Source organism: Marinobacter salinus (assembly GCF_001854125.1).
Classification (GTDB): domain Bacteria; phylum Pseudomonadota; class Gammaproteobacteria; order Pseudomonadales; family Oleiphilaceae; genus Marinobacter; species Marinobacter salinus.
On the sequence record NZ_CP017715.1, the window covers coordinates 2108854 to 2125895 of the forward strand.

General features: G+C 56.3%; 18 protein-coding genes. 8 read left to right on the forward strand and 10 right to left on the reverse strand.

From position 1 onward, the window contains the following. Window positions 1-49 precede the first annotated feature (49 nt). The 4 genes from BKP64_RS09615 to BKP64_RS09630 form a co-directional block, all read right to left on the reverse strand. A complete protein-coding gene (locus BKP64_RS09615) occupies window positions 50-1120 on the reverse strand; it encodes an enoyl-CoA hydratase/isomerase family protein (protein WP_070969073.1) in 1071 nt (356 codons plus the stop codon). A 34-nt stretch (window positions 1121-1154) separates the two neighbouring features. After that, the gene (locus BKP64_RS09620; RefSeq protein ID WP_070969077.1) at window positions 1155-1934 is read right to left on the reverse strand and encodes an enoyl-CoA hydratase; all 780 of its coding nucleotides are present in this window, start codon (window positions 1932-1934) and stop codon (window positions 1155-1157) included. 10 nt (window positions 1935-1944) lie between these two features. Continuing rightward, on the reverse strand, window positions 1945-3111 hold the full coding sequence (locus tag BKP64_RS09625) for an acyl-CoA dehydrogenase family protein (RefSeq protein ID WP_070969080.1): 1167 nt from the start codon (window positions 3109-3111) through the stop codon (window positions 1945-1947). Window positions 3112-3202: 91 nt separating this feature from the next. Continuing rightward, entirely contained in the window at window positions 3203-4693 is a 1491-nt protein-coding gene (locus BKP64_RS09630; protein ID WP_070969082.1) for a CoA-acylating methylmalonate-semialdehyde dehydrogenase, read from the reverse strand. Between the two features lie 164 nt (window positions 4694-4857). On the opposite strand from BKP64_RS09630, the gene BKP64_RS09635 reads away from it, so the two are divergent. From BKP64_RS09635 to BKP64_RS09645, 3 genes are all read left to right on the forward strand, one after another. Next, the gene (locus BKP64_RS09635; RefSeq protein WP_070969084.1) at window positions 4858-5733 is read left to right on the forward strand and encodes an AraC family transcriptional regulator; all 876 of its coding nucleotides are present in this window, start codon (window positions 4858-4860) and stop codon (window positions 5731-5733) included. Window positions 5734-5836: 103 nt separating this feature from the next. After that, entirely contained in the window at window positions 5837-6274 is a 438-nt protein-coding gene (locus tag BKP64_RS09640) for an SRPBCC family protein (RefSeq protein WP_070969087.1), read from the forward strand. 140 nt (window positions 6275-6414) lie between these two features. After that, window positions 6415-7215 carry an oxygen-binding di-iron domain-containing protein gene (locus BKP64_RS09645; RefSeq protein ID WP_070969092.1) on the forward strand — a complete coding sequence of 267 codons (801 nt, stop codon included), beginning with the start codon at window positions 6415-6417 and terminating at the stop codon, window positions 7213-7215. A 56-nt stretch (window positions 7216-7271) separates the two neighbouring features. On the opposite strand, the gene BKP64_RS09650 is transcribed toward BKP64_RS09645, so the two are convergent. Then, the gene (locus BKP64_RS09650) at window positions 7272-7715 is read right to left on the reverse strand and encodes a hypothetical protein (RefSeq protein ID WP_227515361.1); all 444 of its coding nucleotides are present in this window, start codon (window positions 7713-7715) and stop codon (window positions 7272-7274) included. A 283-nt stretch (window positions 7716-7998) separates the two neighbouring features. Between BKP64_RS09650 and BKP64_RS09655 the strand changes: the two genes are divergently transcribed. Further along, window positions 7999-8730, forward strand: coding sequence for a YebC/PmpR family DNA-binding transcriptional regulator (locus BKP64_RS09655; RefSeq protein ID WP_070969094.1), 732 nt, complete (start codon window positions 7999-8001; stop codon window positions 8728-8730). Between the two features lie 28 nt (window positions 8731-8758). Then, a complete protein-coding gene (locus BKP64_RS09660) occupies window positions 8759-9499 on the forward strand; it encodes a glutamine amidotransferase (protein ID WP_070969097.1) in 741 nt (246 codons plus the stop codon). 19 nt (window positions 9500-9518) lie between these two features. On the opposite strand, the gene BKP64_RS09665 is transcribed toward BKP64_RS09660, so the two are convergent. The 3 genes from BKP64_RS09665 to BKP64_RS09675 are packed head-to-tail and all read right to left on the reverse strand — an operon-like array spanning window position 9519 to window position 12285. Then, entirely contained in the window at window positions 9519-9869 is a 351-nt protein-coding gene (locus tag BKP64_RS09665; protein ID WP_070969098.1) for an FHA domain-containing protein, read from the reverse strand. Between the two features lie 14 nt (window positions 9870-9883). Then, complete coding sequence (locus BKP64_RS09670) at window positions 9884-10636, reverse strand: Stp1/IreP family PP2C-type Ser/Thr phosphatase (protein WP_070969101.1); 753 nt, start codon at window positions 10634-10636, stop codon at window positions 9884-9886. Beyond that, a complete protein-coding gene (locus BKP64_RS09675) occupies window positions 10636-12285 on the reverse strand; it encodes a serine/threonine-protein kinase (protein WP_070969103.1) in 1650 nt (549 codons plus the stop codon). Before BKP64_RS09675 ends, BKP64_RS09670 begins: the two co-directional genes overlap by 1 nt. 162 nt (window positions 12286-12447) lie before the next feature. Here BKP64_RS09675 and BKP64_RS09680 point away from each other — a divergent pair, with 162 nt between their 5' ends. From BKP64_RS09680 to BKP64_RS09690, 3 genes are all read left to right on the forward strand, one after another. Then, window positions 12448-13893: a phospholipase D family protein gene (locus BKP64_RS09680; RefSeq protein WP_070969106.1), complete on the forward strand. Its 1446-nt coding sequence runs from the start codon at window positions 12448-12450 to the stop codon at window positions 13891-13893. 87 nt (window positions 13894-13980) lie between these two features. Then, window positions 13981-14382 carry a PA2779 family protein gene (locus tag BKP64_RS09685; protein ID WP_070969109.1) on the forward strand — a complete coding sequence of 134 codons (402 nt, stop codon included), beginning with the start codon at window positions 13981-13983 and terminating at the stop codon, window positions 14380-14382. Then, window positions 14383-15423, forward strand: coding sequence for a PA2778 family cysteine peptidase (locus BKP64_RS09690; protein ID WP_227515362.1), 1041 nt, complete (start codon window positions 14383-14385; stop codon window positions 15421-15423). On the opposite strand, the gene BKP64_RS09695 is transcribed toward BKP64_RS09690, so the two are convergent. Together BKP64_RS09695 and BKP64_RS09700 are read right to left on the reverse strand one after the other, a co-directional pair. Then, window positions 15365-15982: a class I SAM-dependent methyltransferase gene (locus tag BKP64_RS09695; RefSeq protein WP_070969112.1), complete on the reverse strand. Its 618-nt coding sequence runs from the start codon at window positions 15980-15982 to the stop codon at window positions 15365-15367. The genes BKP64_RS09690 and BKP64_RS09695 overlap by 59 nt on opposite strands. Window positions 15983-16058: 76 nt before the next feature. Continuing rightward, entirely contained in the window at window positions 16059-17039 is a 981-nt protein-coding gene (locus tag BKP64_RS09700) for a CobW family GTP-binding protein (RefSeq protein ID WP_070969115.1), read from the reverse strand. Window positions 17040-17042 lie beyond the last annotated feature (3 nt).

Sequence of the window (17042 nt, forward strand, 5' to 3'; positions counted from 1 at the left end):
TTTTTGTATTCGATTGAGTTGGCCACCTCTTCCAGTGGCCTGTTGGCTATTATTCGAAGAAGTCGTCGATCCAGGCGCTTTCCATTTCCGCCAGCGAAGCGTAGCGCCACCGCGGCTGCTGGTCTTTGTCGATCAGCAGCGCACGAATGCCTTCGGCAAATTCACCTTTGCTCAGGCATTTCTGTGAGAGCACCAGCTCCTTATCGAGAACTTCCTTCAGGCTGTCATGCACACAACCGTGCAAATGCTTCCAGACCAGTGCCAGTGAAGTAGGTGATGCCGCAGCCAGGGATTTTGTTGCTTTCGCTACCCAGCCATCGCCACCTGAAAGCTCGCGCAACTGGCTGACAACGGCTTCGAGAGAGTCCGCATCCGTCACCCGGTTTATTTCATCGAAATGGGTACGAACGGGCGATTCTGGCAGAGCGTCTGCACTTTGCTGCTCATACTGCCGCAGCACACTGCTTACCATTGCATGGGCGTCCTGCCCTTTCCAATCACGTTGCTTGAGGCTTTCTATAACACCGGCTTTGAGCTCATGCTTTATAAAGCGGTCCGCCAGCCCGGTAAACAGCGCATCGGCGGCATTCAGCCGGGCGCCGGTCAGTCCCAAAAACAGGCCCGTGCGGCCGGGGGTTTTGTTCAGGAACCAGCCGGCGGCCACATCCGGATAAAGGCCAATGGTGATCTCCGGCATGGCGAGTTTGGAGCCTTCGGTAACCACGCGATGGGAAGCACCTTCCATGATCCCCATGCCACCGCCCATGACGATGCCATGGCCCCAGCAAACAACAGGCTTGGGGAAGGTGTGAATCAGGTAATCCAGCTCGTATTCCTCGGAGAAGAAGGCCTCGCCCACACTGGCGCCCTGAGGCTCCGTCATACTGCGGTACAGAGCCACGATGTCACCACCGGCGCAAAAGGCCTTGTCGCCTTCGGCTTCGAGCCAGACGGCACGGATGAGATCATCTTCCGCCCAGCGCTTCAGCTGTGGCGTCAGCAGGCGAATCATCTCCAGGGACAGCGAGTTGAGCGCCTTGGGCGTGTTCAGTCGCGCCACGGCAATCAGTGCGCCATCACCCGTAGACCACTCTTCAAAAACGATGGGTTGATCACTCATAACAATTCCTTCAACCGTTGCACTGCGTCGGGTTTCAGCGGTTTTTCCATTCCGGTTTGCGCTTCTCCAGAAATGCGTTAACGCCTTCTCTCTGGTCTTCGGTGGAGAACAGCTCAACAAACAACTCCCGCTCCATGCGCCAACCGTCAGCATGGCTGCGGCCATCACGGGCGCTCATCACCAGGGTCTTGCAACGTGCTGTGGAGGACGGGCTTTGTTTACAGGCCATTTCCGCCAGTTCCAGCGCCTTGTCCAGACTCTTGCCGGTTGGCACCACCTCTTCCACCAGTCCAATCTGCAGTGCTTTCTCTGCGGTGACGCGCTCGCCACACAGGATCATTCGCTTGGCCCAGCCTTCACCGACAAGCCACGGCAGGTTCTGGGTGCCACCGGCACAGGGCAGCAAACCAACGCCCGCCTCTGGCAGTGCCATTTGGGCCTGCTCTTCGGCAATACGGATATCACAGGCCATAGCACATTCCAGACCACCGCCCATGGCGTACCCGTTCACAGCCGCAATCGACACGCCGCGGAACGCACTCAGCGTCGAAAAAGCCTCGCCAAAGGCCTTTCCCATGTCGCTGGCATTGGCAATATCGCCATCGGCAAACGCCTTCAAATCAGCGCCGGCGGAGAAAAACTTTTCGCCCTGCCCGGTCACGACCAACGCAAAGATGTTCCTGTCATCATTCAGATCATTAATGGTGGTAACCAGGGCCGCCAGGGACTCTTTGGTCCAAGTGTTCGCCGGCGGGTTGTTGATGGTCATTACCGCAATGTGTCCGCGTTTTTCGAGCTGAATCAGATCACTCATGGGAATCTCCTTATTGGATCGCTTCTGCCACACCGTCATCAAGCAGACGACGGGCGACGATCAGGCGCATGATTTCGTTCGTGCCTTCCAGAATCTGGTGCACTCGCAGGTCGCGCAGATAGCGCTCCAGTGGGTATTCGCGAATATAGCCATAGCCGCCGTGGAGCTGCAGGGCCTCATTGACCACCTCAAAACAGGCGTCGGTGGCGAAACGTTTCGCCATGGCGCAGTGCAGGGTCGCTTCCGGGTCTGCGTTATCCAGTTTGAATGCACCCAGGCGCACCATCTGGCGAGCCGCAACCAGGTTGGTTGCCATATCCGCCAGTTTGAACTGCAGCGCCTGAAACGCTGCCAGTGGCTTGCCGAACTGTTCCCGCTCATGCATATAGTTGCGAGCACGCAGCAGAGCGGCCTGGGCACCACCCAGAGAGCAGGTGGCGATATTGAGACGGCCGCCATCAAGGCCTTTCATGGCAATGGCAAAACCATCACCCTCTTCACCCACACGATTGGAAGCAGGAATACGCACGTTCTCGAGACTGACCATACGGGTCGGCTGACTGTGCCAGCCCATTTTCTCTTCATTCTTGCCGTAGGTAATGCCGTCGGCATCCGCGGGAATGACAAAGGTGGAAATGCCCTTTGATCCGCTGTCGGGCGCGCCGGTGCGGGCCATCAGAACCAGAATATCGGTGCTGCCGGCACCGGAAATAAAGACCTTGCTGCCATTGATCAGGTAGCTGTCACCATCACGAACCGCCTTGGTCCGCAGGCTGGCAGCATCGGACCCGGCGCCAGGCTCTGTCAGGCAATAGGAAGCCAGCCATTCACCGCTGGCCAGTTTCGGTACGATTTCCTGTTTGAGGTCGTCGGAGGCGAAGCTGGCGACCATCCAGGTCGCCATATTGTGAATCGTGATGAAGGCGGCTGTGGACGGGCAGGCGGCTGCCAGCTCCTCCACAATGACCGAGGTGTCGAGACGGGAAAGCCCCATGCCACCCAGTGCCTCTGGCGTGTACAGGCCCATAAAGCCCATCTCGCCAGCTTCTTTCATCATATCTACCGGAAAAATATGCTCGTCATCCCACTTCGCTGCGTGAGGCGCCATGGATTTCTCGGCGAACGCACGCGCTGCTTCGCGGAAGGCGAACTGGTCTTCGGTCAGGTTAAAGTCCATGAATCACTCCAGAATTAAGAGCTTGATTGCAGGAACGGAAAGAAGGGGCCGGAAACAGGTTCCGGCCCAAATATCCCCACCTTCAACGCAATCAACGCAACTGGATAGAGAAGTTCGCTTCCGCCGTCGCCTCACTGGAGAACCAGCGCGAGGTAACCGTTTTGGTTTCCGTGTAGAAGCGCACAGCCTGCTTGCCGTATGCGTGCTGGTCACCGTAGAAAGAACCTTTCCAGCCGGTGAACGAGAAGAACGGCAGGGGCACCGGAATGGGAATGTTAACGCCCACCTGACCTACATCGATCTCGTGCTGGAAGCGGCGGGCTGCGCCACCTGAACTGGTAAAGATGGAGGTACCGTTACCGTATGGGCTGTTGTTGATCACCTCGATGGCATCTCCCAGATGATCCACTTCCATACAGGACAGAACAGGACCAAAGATTTCTTCGTTGTAGATGTCCATCTCGGTTGTCACGCCGGAGAACAGCGTTGGCCCAACCCAGTTGCCGTCCGGCAGGCCATCAACAGTGCAGCCGCGGCCATCAAGCAGCAGGTTGGCACCTTGGGCTTCGCCCGTGGCAATCAGTGATTCAATACGATCTTTTGCCTTGGCACTGATGATCGGACCATAACTGGCGCCAGCGTCGTCCCAGGCACCCGGGCGAGCGCTGGCCATGGCTTCTTTCAGTTCCGGAATCCACTGTTGGGCTTCGCCCACGAATACTGCCACGGATATGGCCATACAGCGCTGACCTGCCGCACCAACAGAGGCACCAACCAGAGCATTGATCACCTGTTTCTTGTCAGCGTCCGGCATGATAACCATATGGTTCTTGGCACCGGCGAAGCTCTGAACACGCTTCATGTTGCGGGTGCCTGTTTCGTAGATATAGCGGCCAACCGGAACGGAGCCAACGAAAGACACCGCCTTGATGGCCGGATCCGTCAGCAGGGTATCAACCTGTTCTTTACCACCGTGAACAACCTGAAGAACGCCCTTGGGCGCGCCGGCATGCTCAAACAACTCAGCCAGACGCATCGGTGTCAGCGGGTCCTGCTCAGACGGCTTCAGGATAAAGGTGTTACCGCAGGCAATCGCCATCGGGAACATCCATAGAGGAATCATGGCCGGGAAGTTAAATGGCGTAATACCGGCGCAAACACCCAGCGGCTGGATCCAGGAGTGGGTGTCCACTTCACGGGCCACGTTCTCAACCGTCTCGCCCATCATCAGAGACGCGACATTTCCGGCGTGCTCGACCACTTCAATACCACGCCAGACATCCCCTTTGGCGTCCTCAAACGTTTTGCCGGTTTCCTGCGCGAGGATTTCGGCAATCTCGTCATGGTGTTCTTTCAGGAGTGCCTGATAGCGGAGCATTACCCGGGCACGCTCCGAAACAGGCGTTTCTTTCCAGGTCTTGAATACTTCACCGGCATACTTGATAGCCTGCTCCATTTCCGCATGGGTCGTGCTCGGAGCCTTGGCGATCACTTCGTTGGTGGCGGGGTTGGTAACTTCAATCCAGTCCTTGGTCTGGCTCTGGATGAATTCACCGGCAATATACAGTGGTACGTTTTTCATGTTGATATCCCTGTTTGTTGTTATGCGGGAAGCCGACCGATACCCCATCGGGTTCGATCACGATTGCCAAAATCCTAGCATGATGTTTGCCGGTTGGTGATTGACTAAATTTCGCCCGTGATGGACTATCTTTCGAAACTGGACAATAAGCAAAGACAAGCGCAATGACCCAAACCTCACAATGGCCTGTACCCCAGGACAGCATCCGCTATGTGGTACCAGCGCCAATCATCAGGCTGCTGGCAAGTCACCCGTTAACGCGGGACTTATACCCCCTGGCGTTCGGCCATTACCGCAGGGCCACCGGGCACCATATGCACCGGGAACACCACAGCGACAATCTTTTGATTTACTGCACGGAAGGCAAAGCTTTTCTGAATGTTCAGGGTGAACCCTATACGGTGGAGGCCGGTGATCTGTTGCTGTTACCGGCGGGCGCCAATCATCGTTACACCGCTGACCCGGACAATCCCTGGACAATTCACTGGGTACACTACACCGGACCTCTTGCCGAGGATTTCCGCAATTACATGGGGTTTGATAGCCCTACCCGGATCCGCCACCTTGGCCGCCAACCCCGACTTCTGGTGGATTTCAACGGCCTGCTGTCGGTTCGCCAGACCGGCTTTCGGGCCCGGGGCCTGATTCATGCCGCGAACCGCCTTCGACAGCTGTTGGCAGCTGTGCCTATCAACGCCGACGAAACCAGCCATGATCGCAAGGTCGAACTCGACACCATCCACAACTACATGCGCGAGCACCTGGACGAGAGAATCGCACTGGAGCAGCTTGCGGATCTCGCCGGCCTATCGCCGGCGCATTTTGCGACCCGTTACCGGGAGCAGACCGGGACCTCGCCCATCCAGCATTTCCTGCACCTGAAAGTAGAGCGGGCCTGTCAGATTCTGGATACAACGGAGCTCAGTTTTGCGGAAATCAGCCGGCGCCTCGGATATGACGACTCTTACTATTTTTCCAGGCTTTTCAAGAAGGTCATGGGGCAGTCGCCACGGGATTACCGACACACAGCACGGCACTGACTCGGCGTTTCGGGCCAGATTCGAACGTGTCTATTACTACGACTTTTGTTGCAGAAGACAAACAGATACCCTTGAACCATAAAGTCCGAAGAAAAGGGAACTCATGGCCATGTACACCATTGAAATCAATGAAACATTTGATGTTCCCCGTCACAGGGTTTTCGCCCTGTTTGCCGACCACAACAGTTTTGGCAAATTGCTGGGGGCACCGGTAAAACGCATCAAGGACAGCCAGGATGCCGACCCGAACGGCATCGGCTCTGTCCGCAAGATCGGTATTGGACCGGTCGGCCTGGAGGAGACCGTGACCAACTTCGAGCCGGATTCGCTGATCGAATACACCATTACCAGCATGAGCCCGATCAAGAACCACCTGGGCCGGATCCGTTTTGACGACACACCGGAAGGCCATACTCAAATCAGTTACACCATCACCTTCGAGGACATTGTGCCGTTCACCGGCAAGGTCGTCAGTTCTGCTCTCGAAAAGGGTATTCGTAGAGGAATCAGGCAGGTACCGAAACTGGCGAAGCAACGTTGAGAGAACACAAATCGTTACTTGATGAATATCAGATAATTGACCTGAGGCAATAGCCCGCTTCCGCCAGTTTTGTAATCTCCGCGCAGCTTGCAATATCCAGCCACAACGGCCGGATACTCCATTTTCAGCGGGAGACCGAAATGGCAGCCGAACCCATTGTTCTGTTTGATAACGGACACCATAAATGCCTGATGTTCGATTCCCTGGTAACAGGGGAAGGCGTTCAGTCCAACCAGTTCCTGATCGTTGACGGAAAGCATGAAGCACTGATCGATCCAGGCGGGGACCTGACCTATACGCCGCTTTCGGTCGCCGCGTCCAGGTACATGAACATTCGCGACATGGATTACGTGTTTGCTTCCCACCAGGACCCGGACATCATTGGCGCTATTGACCGGTGGATCGTCCATACCCGAGCCAAAATTGTAACCTCACGGCTCTGGGCGCGGTTTTTGCCACACCTGGTCTCCAGCTACGTGACCAATCAGCTCAGCGGCAGTGTTTATGATCGCATTGTGAGCGTTCCCGATGCCGGCGCCAACGTAAAGTTTGGAGAGTCCTACCTTCAGTGCCTGCCTGCCCACTTCATGCACTCCGTGGGCAATCTCCAGTTCTATGATCCGGTGGCAAAGATCCTGTTCTCCGGGGACCTTGGGGCATCCCTTGGCGGCGAAGACGATCACCTGCCGGTGCAGGATTTCGACAAACACATTCCCACCATGATCGGGTTTCATCGCCGGTACATCGCATCAAAGAAAGTCTGCCGGCTGTGGGCCAATATGATCAGAGAGATGGATGTCGACATGATCGTTCCCCAGCATGGTAAACGTTTTGAGGGGCCGGCCATGGTCGACCGTTTCCTGGACTGGGTGAGCGAAATGGACTGCGGGATTGACCTGGTCACGCAGGACAGCTACAGCCGGCCGGTAGACTACGTATAAAAAAGCGGAGCAGCGGTTCTGGTCCCGCTGCTCCGCTTTGATGCCGTGGCATGGGCTTACTGCTGCTTGCCACCACCGGCGCCGTTTTTCTTCCACTCGGACGACTGGTTCATTCCAGCCCCTTTGCCTTTCTGATCCTTATTCATCATGCCCTTTCCGTTCATACCACCTGGTTGGCCGGCCGCTGTGGGCGGCAGGTTCTCGATATCGATACCCCGGGCGCGGGCCCGCTCCACCATCCGTTGATGATGTTGTTCCCGGTATGCCTGGCGCTCTGCCATTGAGTCCATGGAGCGCATACGCTCACGAAACTCCGCTCGTTCCTGCTCCGTCATCATGCCATAGCCATAAACCGGATAACCGTCGCGATCCTTCAGGCGCGTCTGATCCTGCATTTGTGTCTGGTCTCGATCCTGATCCTGATCAGCAGCATAGGACGGTGCGACCGGCAACATAAGCGCCAGCGTAACAACAGCGGAATAAATCATTGTCTGTTTCATTGAGGTGACCTCATTCATCGTCAGCCCGATCATCCCCGGCTTCAGGAAAAGCCTTCTGAAGATCAGCAGAGGCCTGTAGAGGCATGCCCGATCTATGATTTCAGAATACTCTTCCGTGTCATCCAGAAAACCTGTCCGAGGTCAATTTCTGCGCACCCTTACAGCAATTTCACCAGCCGTTAATCTCAACTTTAACTTGGCCCCAAAGCCAAATAAGCCTGTCCCCAAAAGGCATTGTTGAGTAAAATCCCGCCTTTTCCATAAGAACAGAGAGGCAGCGCAAATGGGCAGAGCCTACCAAAACCGCAAAGAGTCCATGGCCAAAACGGCTGCGGCAAAAACCAAGGTCTACAGCAAATACGGTCGAGAGATCTACATGGCCGCAAAATCCGGTGGCACAGACCCGGACGGCAATCTCTCCCTGCGCGGACTGATTGATCGCGCCAAGAAAGACCAGGTACCCAGCCACGTTATCGACAAAGCGATCGAAAAGGCAAAGGGCGGTGCCGGCGAAGATTACTCCCCCGCGCGCTACGAGGGCTACGGTCCTGGCAACTGCATGGTCATCGTGGACTGCCTGACCGACAACCCGAACCGCACCTTTGGTGATGTCCGCCTGGCGTTCACGAAAACCAAATGCAAGATTGGCACGCCCGGCACAGTCGCACATATGTTTGATCACAGCGCCATTTTCGTCTTCAAGGGCGAAGACGAAGAAGCTGTGCTCGAAGCCCTGATGGAAGCCGATGTGGACGTTACCGACATCGAAACTGAAGACGGTCAGATCACGGTATTCACCCCGAACACTGAATACGCCAAGGCCAAGCAGGCGTTGGTGGATGCATTCGAAGGCATTGATTTCGAGGTGGACGAAATCCAGTTTCTGCCCCAGACCACAACTCCGGTGGAGGGCGATGATATTCCCCTGTTCGAGAAATTTCTCGATATGCTGAACGAACTGGATGACGTTCAGAACGTTTTCCACAACGCCGAATTGCCCGAGCAAGAAGACTGAACGACTGCATTTACGTCGGAGACACCGGATGGACACACCAGAAACCGAAAGCACTGCCCCACGGGTCGTCATCCTCAAAACCGGCAGTACCTATGCCGGTCTGAGGGGGCAGTTCGGGGATTTTGACGAGTGGTTCATCCGCGGACTCTCACCGGATCTGGCGCTGGTGGTCGTGAATGTGGAGGCCGGCGAGTCACCCGGTGAGCCCGAAGACTGGGATGCCATCGTTATTACCGGTTCTCCGGCAATGGTCAGCGACCGGGCACCCTGGAGCGAAGCCACTGCGACGTGGATCGCTAGTGCGGTAAGAAAGGAAATCCCGGTTCTGGGCGTGTGCTATGGGCATCAGCTGTTGGCACATGCCCTGGGCGGCGAGGCAGGCTACCCCCCAAGGGGCCGCGAAACAGGCACCCACAGTGTCGAGCTTTTGCCGGCAGCCAAAACGGATCCCCTGTTTCAGTCGATGCCAACACGTTTCAAAGCCCATCTGACCCACAGACAGTCCGCACTGCAACTGCCACCCGGCGCTGTGCTGCTGGCAAGGAACGACTTTGAGCCACACCAGGCTTTCCGGGTTGGTACATGCGCCTGGGGCGTCCAGTTTCATCCGGAATTCAATGACGCCATCATGAAAGCTTACCTGGAAGTACAGGCACCGGACCTGGAGAAGGAAAATCTCGATTCCGCCGCCCTGATTGCGGGTGTTGAGCCAGCGCCGGAGGCCTCTAGCCTCCTGAAGCGCTTTTCAGAGCTGGTGTTGCAGAGGTAAACGCCTGGCGGCCTCCCCCTCAGTCGAGAATGTATGCCGTCTTCTCCAGGGTATTCTCTTCTTCATCAATAAAACGGAACTCGTTCCAGCCCACTCGCACCATGTCGTTGCTGTTAAGACGCTGGCGGCCGTCAACACGGATGTCATTCACGAACGTCCCGTTGGTGCTCTCGTTATCGGTAATGTAATAATCGATGGTGCCCTCCAGGTAGGCATTGGGCACGGCCTCGATCATCGCATGCTGGCCACTCACCGAAATTTCATCAATACGAATGTCGTTATCAGCACGGCGGCCAATCCGGGTTTCCGGCTGCCCCAACTCAAACGTGTTCACCACCACGTTGTCGACCAGTTGTGAAAGCGATGCCATGTCAGTTTCCTCTGCTAATCCAGGGTCAGTAAAACAACAGATACATTGTCGGATGCCTGATTTTCCAGGGCGGTATCAATCAACGCCTGCGCTGCATCCTCAATACTGCTGCACTCATTCAACACGTTTTTCCAGGTCCATTCCGGGACTGAGTTGGTTAGGCCGTCGGAGCACATCAACAGATTGTCACCACTCTGCAGATGCTCACTTCGGTAACTTATTTCAACAGGGTCCATGGAACCGACGGCGCGGGTCAGGACATTTCTGAACGGCACATTGGGCACATCAGCTTCTGTGATGCTGCCGTCTTCCAGCATATTCTGAACCACGGTATCGTCACGGGTCAGGCAGGTTGCGCACCCGCCCCTTATCAGATAACACCGCGAATCACCCACGTGGGCGACATGGACTTCATTTCCCTTAACCCAGGCGGCTACCAGGGTCGTTCCCATTTTGTCCAGCCGGGGCTCCGAAGCCCGCCGATCCAGAATGCGCTCATTGGCAACGGAAAACGCCACCTGGAGACGTGCACGGATGGTTTCGCCCGCCACCTCACCGTTGGTGGCACCGAACTCCGGTAAAAGCGATTCCATCACCACATCGACCGCCATGCGGCTCGCTATCTCACCCCCCTGATACCCGCCCATACCGTCAGCAACGACCATCAGTGCGGAGCTACCGTTCTCGTTAACATGCCAGGCAACCACATCCTGGTTGCTGTCCCGGACCGCCCCGGTGTGGCTTCGTCCTGCAACATCCATAGCCATCAGGAGGCCTCCTCCCTTGCTTCCCTTACCGCCAGTCTGCGTACCGCCTCAGCCATGGTGGCGGCGGAGGCAAAGCGTTTGTCCGGGTCTCGCTGGATCGCCTTGTTGATGAGCCTCACCACCCCGTTGGGCAGCTCCGGATTGAACTCGCGTACACTTTTGGGACGTTTGTTCAGAATCTGATAAGTCAGATTAGCCAGAGTGTCGCCCTGGTATGGCGTCTCACCACTGACCAGCTTATACAGCGTAATACCGAGGCTGTAGATGTCCGAGGCTCCGGATACTTTCTGGCCTTTGAGCTGTTCCGGTGACATGTACAGCGGGCTACCCATGACGGTGCCCGTCCGGGTGCGGGAATCGTCTGAAATTTTGGCGATGCCAAAGTCGGTGATCTTGATACCACGCGTATCCGGGTTAAAGATAATGTTTCCCGGCTTGATGTCGCGATGAACAATCTTCTGGCTATGCGCGTAAGCGAGCGCATCTGCAACCCGGGCAATAACATCCAGCACCGTCGGCAGCGGAAGCAATCGGCCCGGTTTACCAAATTCGCTGAGCGGCCGGCCCTGGGCATAATCCATGGCGATGTACGCCAGGTCCGCCTCCTCCCCGACATCGTAAACAGTCACAATGGCCGGATGGTTGAGACGCCCGGCAGCCTCTGCCTCCCGGAAGAAACGGTCTTTCAGGTCCTGCAGCTGGCCATCATCGAAGGCCTGATAGCTAAGGGTTTTAATCGCCACAGTGCGGGCGATCTTCGGGTCCTTACCCAAATAGACAACGCCCATCGCACCACGGCCGATTTCCCGTTCAATCTCATAGCGACCCAGCGTCGGGCGGCTGACCGACTGCTCAGGCATAAGCAGAGTCCGTGTGTTATCAAACCCGCCAGGCTGGAAAACCGTGGCATCAGTGGACAGTTTTTCCAACGCGGAAAGCCGCTCAGCCACATCACGGAAGCTCTTTCGTTGCTCCAGAATGCCCCGGTAGGTCCCAACTGCTTTCTCGTACTGGCGTTTTCGTTCCTGCTGAATGGCAATCTGATAGCGAAGCTCCAGAGCATCTTCACAGGACGGACAATCCAGTAATGCCTCCAACGCTTCATCCGGGTGGCCCTGCTGCAACAGAAGCTTTGCAAGCCGCAACCTGGCATCGCGTACATTTTCCGCCAAGGCCGTTATCTGGCGGTGGGGTTGCAGCCAGAACAGCATCACTACGAAGCCGAGTGTCAGGAGCGTAATTGTCTCGCCCAGCGGCAGCCACTCATTGCGATAAAACATCAATGCAGCCTGCAGGACGACCAGCGAGCCTCCAAGCAGAAGCGTCACAGGGAGCGCAACCGCAGCCCCCATTCGGGGAATCGCAAACACCAGATACAGGGCAGCCGCCATCATACCGGCGCGGATCGCCAGATCGGACCACCGGGGTTCAATCAAACCTCGGGCAGCCAACGCCGAATCCAGGGATCCCACGGGCACCGGTGCCGCAAAGCTACCGGTGTCCGGGGTCCCGAGGACACTGAACAAAGCTCTGTCAGCCCAGCTCAGAAAGCCGAGTTGATCTCCTGCAATAGCGAACAGGATTGCAGCCAGCAGGATCAGAACCCTGAGGCTGAAGAGGCGAGACACGACCGAAAAAATGGAATTCACAGGCAGCTTTATTCTAAATGATTGATCTGTCTAGTTTAGAAACAGCCAGTGCGACGCGATACAGGCGAAGGCGGTTTTTTTGTAAGGGTTTGTTTACCTGCGAGGGAGGTCACGTATAGTTGGTAGCCCCAGCCATCAAAAAAGCATGACGGAACATCGGTAATGACATTGAAGTTATTGATCAGTCTGGCATTGCTCGCACTGGCAGGTATCGGGTTGTACCACACGCACAAGTCGCTGCCGCCCGGCATCAGCTATCGCGGGCCGATTGCACCTCTGATTGACCCGGTATTGCTTTCAGACATCACCCAACACCACGCCGATGGCTCGGAAACCCGGCATCATGAAATCTTCGACGAGGTATTCCGACTGGTTGGCCAGGCCGAGCGGTTCGTCCTGCTGGACATGTTTCTCTTCAACAGCACCAAGCCAGAAGGCGTCGCACACCGGCCCCTCGCCGAACAACTTACCGACACATTGCTTGCCCGCAAAAAAGCCAGGCCGGACCTGAAGATCATCGTCATCTCCGACCCCCTCAATACCATGTATGGAGGCACCGCCTCACCCTGGTTCGAAGCCCTTCGGAAGGCGGGTATAACAGTCGTAGAGACCAGCCTGACACCGCTCAGGGACAGCAACCCTGCGTGGTCGGCAATCTGGCGGGCATGTTGCCAGTGGCTCGGTAACAACCCGCGGGGAGGCTGGCTGGATAACGCGTTGGGCAACCACCCCGTAACCTTGCGAAGCTACCTGGCCCTGCCAAACTTCAAAGCCAACCACCGCAAACTACTGGTGGTCGATGACGGGCCTGAATTACGTGCAGTTGTAACATCCGCCAACCCTCACGACGGCAGCAGCCGACACAGCAACCTGGGGCTGAGCTTTGCGGGCCCGGCTGTCATGGACGTACTGAAAAGCGAGCGGGCAGTTCTGGCAATGTCCGGTGCCGACACGTCGATCATAGACGCCCGAATTGACCACCACGGAAAGAAGAAACCCGCCAACGGGAATCCCGGCGACCTCGTGGCGGTGCTAACGGAATCCGCAATACGGGATGCTGCGCTTACGATGATCCAGTCAGCCGGAACCGGCGACAGGCTGGACCTGGCCGTGTTTTACCTGTCCCATCGCAAAGTCGTGGAGGCTTTGCTCGCGGCCAAAGCCCGCGGTGCCGAGCTTCGGGTATTACTGGATGCAAATAACGAAGCGTTCGGCCATGACAAGAGCGGAATTCCAAACCGGCAGGTTGCCATGGAGCTTCACAAAGCTGGCGTTCCTGTACGCTGGTGTTACACCCGGGGAGAACAATGCCATAGCAAGCTCCTGACGCTGACTCCGGAAAAGGGCAATACCCGGATTTTGCTGGGTTCTGCCAATTTTACCCGTCGTAATCTGGATGACCTGAACCTGGAAACGAATGTCTGGATTTCCGTTGCGGAAGCTTCTCCCGTCGCTCAGAAAGCAGCCCGTTTCTTTGACCTGCAGTGGCAGTTGGGACCAGACAATGATCCGGTGATGAGCCTGCCATACGAAGCCTGGGCTGATGAATCCCGGCTCCGGTACTGGCGCTATCGCATCATGGAAGCCTCGGGGCTTTCCACGTTTTGAAACATCGGGATGACAATTTTGTATATTGAACATATACATAACTGTGCTCTACTGTAATGTGAACATAACGAATAACGGGAGCCTGAAATGTCCGGTATCAGAAAGCACCTGAAGAACGTCTCTTTCCTTCTGGCTATTATGCTGACGGTTGGATCCGTCTGGTCTTCAACGGCATCTGCCGCCATGGTGGGCACCGGCGAAATGATCAGCGAACAACAGGTTCAGCTGGACCGCCAGCAATTGTTAAGCATGCTTGATAAACAGGAGGTCCAGGACAAACTGGTTGAGATGGGCGTTAGCCAGGATCAGGTAAAGGACCGCATCCAGAATCTCACACCACAGGAACTGGCGGATTTCGAACAACAGCTGGCCGAAGCGCCTGCAGGCCAGGATGTTGTGGGCATCATTGTGCTGTTTCTGCTGGTATTCATAATTACCGATATGCTTTGTGCGACCAACGTTTTCCCGTTCGTAAACTGCATCCGGTAAGTGCGCTTTTCAGCCCGACTCAAGCCGGCCGGCCATCTTGCCAGTCTGATGCTGGTTCTCTTGCTGGCCGGCTGCGCCTCAGCACCTCAATGGCCCGCAACCACCGATAAGAGTCAGCCCCTGCAACAGCGTGTTGTGCTTGAGGAAATACCGTTTTACCCTCAGGAGCGCTACCAGTGTGGTCCGGCCGCTCTGGCCATGATGCTAAACAGCCAGGGGCTGAACACCGATCCCGAAGTGCTTAAGGAGCTGGTGTATATTCCGGGACGGGAAGGCTCACTGCAGGTAGAGATGGTTGCTGCGGGACGCGCACACGGAATGCTGGTCTACCGCCTGGATGGCGATCTGGAAAGCCTGTTCCGGGAAGTGTATGAGGGACACCCTGTCCTGGTGATGCAGAACCTCATGTTCGACTGGTGGCCACAGTGGCATTTTGCCGTGGTGATCGGCTTTGATGCGCAAAAGCGTAATGTCATTCTGCACACCGGCACCCGCGAACGATATGAGACCAGCGTGGAAGTGTTCACCAACACATGGGCCCGTTCGGGAAACTGGGCGGTGGTCATACTGCCACCAGACCAGCTGCCGGCAACCGCTACCCCTCTGAATTTCCTGGCTTCAGCAAACGACCTTGAAACCACCGGACGCACTGACGCGGCGATGACAGCCTATGAGACGGCAGAACAACGCTGGCCCGATCAGCCCGCGGCCATCCTTGGGCAAGGCAACATTGCATTCGCGCGGAACAATATGCGACAAGCCGCAGACGATTTTGCCCGCATGGTCAAAGAGTTTCCTGACGCGGCGGAAGGCTGGAACAACCTCGCTTACACCCTGAACCAGATGGGCTGTGCTGATGAGGCACAAAAAGCGCAACAGTGTGCGTCAGCCCTTGCACCGAAACGCTTTGAAGCGTCCCTGGAATCAACGCACTTAAAACCCAGGCCTTCAGACTGCCGTGTTCCGGAATGCCCTGTGTCCGTCACTGACCAGGCGTCAGCAGTTTCCGGAACAAAGCCACATCCTTCACAGGAACGGTAAGCTCCCATCCCATCTTTGCGGCAATAGCCGATAGTGTCTGTTCGCGGTAAAACACCACATGCGTCGGGTCCCGACGGTAATGCCAGTTAGCAAAGCGGGCGTCATCCGTCTGGAGGCAGGTCATTGTGCCAAGCCAGCCTCCTGGTTTGAGCAGACTGTCCAGTTGTCTGAAAACCGCCGCAGGTTGATGCAAATGTTCCAGCACTTCCGTGCAGGTCACAAAGTCATACTGGCGGTTCAATACATCGGCGGCCGGATAAAAAAAGGGATCATAAAGGCTCATGGCCATACCGGCGTCACCAAGCATGCCAGCCAGAGCCGGGCCCGGCCCACAGCCAAAGTCGAGGCCCGTAGCCCCGGCCGGAAGTTTTGCCAGCAGCGGCTCCGCCAGTTTGGACAGAAACCGCCGATAGCCGGGATCATCGGTCCCGTTTTCATGGTGTTCGTAAATCGCCCGTTCCTGTGATTCCGACAACCGGCAGGATTCATCCATCACTGTGGCTGCGCATACCCGACACCGCAGGTATCGCTGCGCCTTAACCGTGGCAAAATCGGACATCTGCCCCTTCTCACACACCGGGCAATCCCTCACTCACACCCCCAATCTGAAGACTGCTTCATCATCATACCCGGGATTACCGGACAGCCTGACGCAACTGCCTGTCCAGCTCGGGCGCATCCAGCGCGCCCCCGCTGATGACTTCCAGGCGGGACTGTTCACGGGTTTCGGCTTCCGTTACTGACAAAGCACCATCGACGGCGTTTATCACTCGCCATCCTTGCGTGGTATGCGCAACAGCCTTGAAACGCACAAACCGACTGTCCATGGCCATCGCGAGCAATACATTCTCATCCAGAACCTTATCGGGATGAACACGCCAGCCAACGCTGAAAAAGCCCTGACCCGCGTTTTCAGCAATCTGCCAGGGATTCTCATCCACAGATTCCGGGACGTCGACCCCATGTTCCCGATGGTGATGGTGATGGTGCGCCTCAGGCGTTGAAACCTCTGGCAATGCGGTGTTGCCACTGAGCCATTCAGGTCTCAACCGGCCCTGACAAGTCAGGAACACTGCTCGCTTTTCCGGCTGAAGGTCTCTCGCCCAGTTCTCAAACCGGGTCAGTTGTTCAGGCGTGCAAAGATCGGTCTTGTTGGCCACGAGGATATCGGCGGCGGCGACCTGGTCGCGGAACTGAACATTCTCCAAAACACGTCGGTCTTCCAGTTTCCGGGGGTCCACCAGGGTGATGACCGGCCCCAGTTCAAGCACATCGGCGTAATGCTCGCCTGTCAGGGTTTCGAGAATTTGCGAGGGATGCCCGAGCCCGGTTGGCTCGATAATCAGCCGGTCAGGTTTTGACTTGTGAATCAGCTGATTCAGACCAATCTGCATCGGCAAGCCCGCCACGCAACACATGCATCCTCCCGGTACCTCCCTAACGAAGGTACCTTCGGTTTGCAGCATGGCGCCATCAATGCCGACATCACCAAATTCATTCACCAGAACGGCCCAGACCTCATCCTCGGGTTTGCTTTTCAGCAAATCGAGAATAGCGGTGGTTTTACCGACGCCAAGGAAACCGAGGATCAGATTGGTAGGAATAGGTTGCTTCATGTC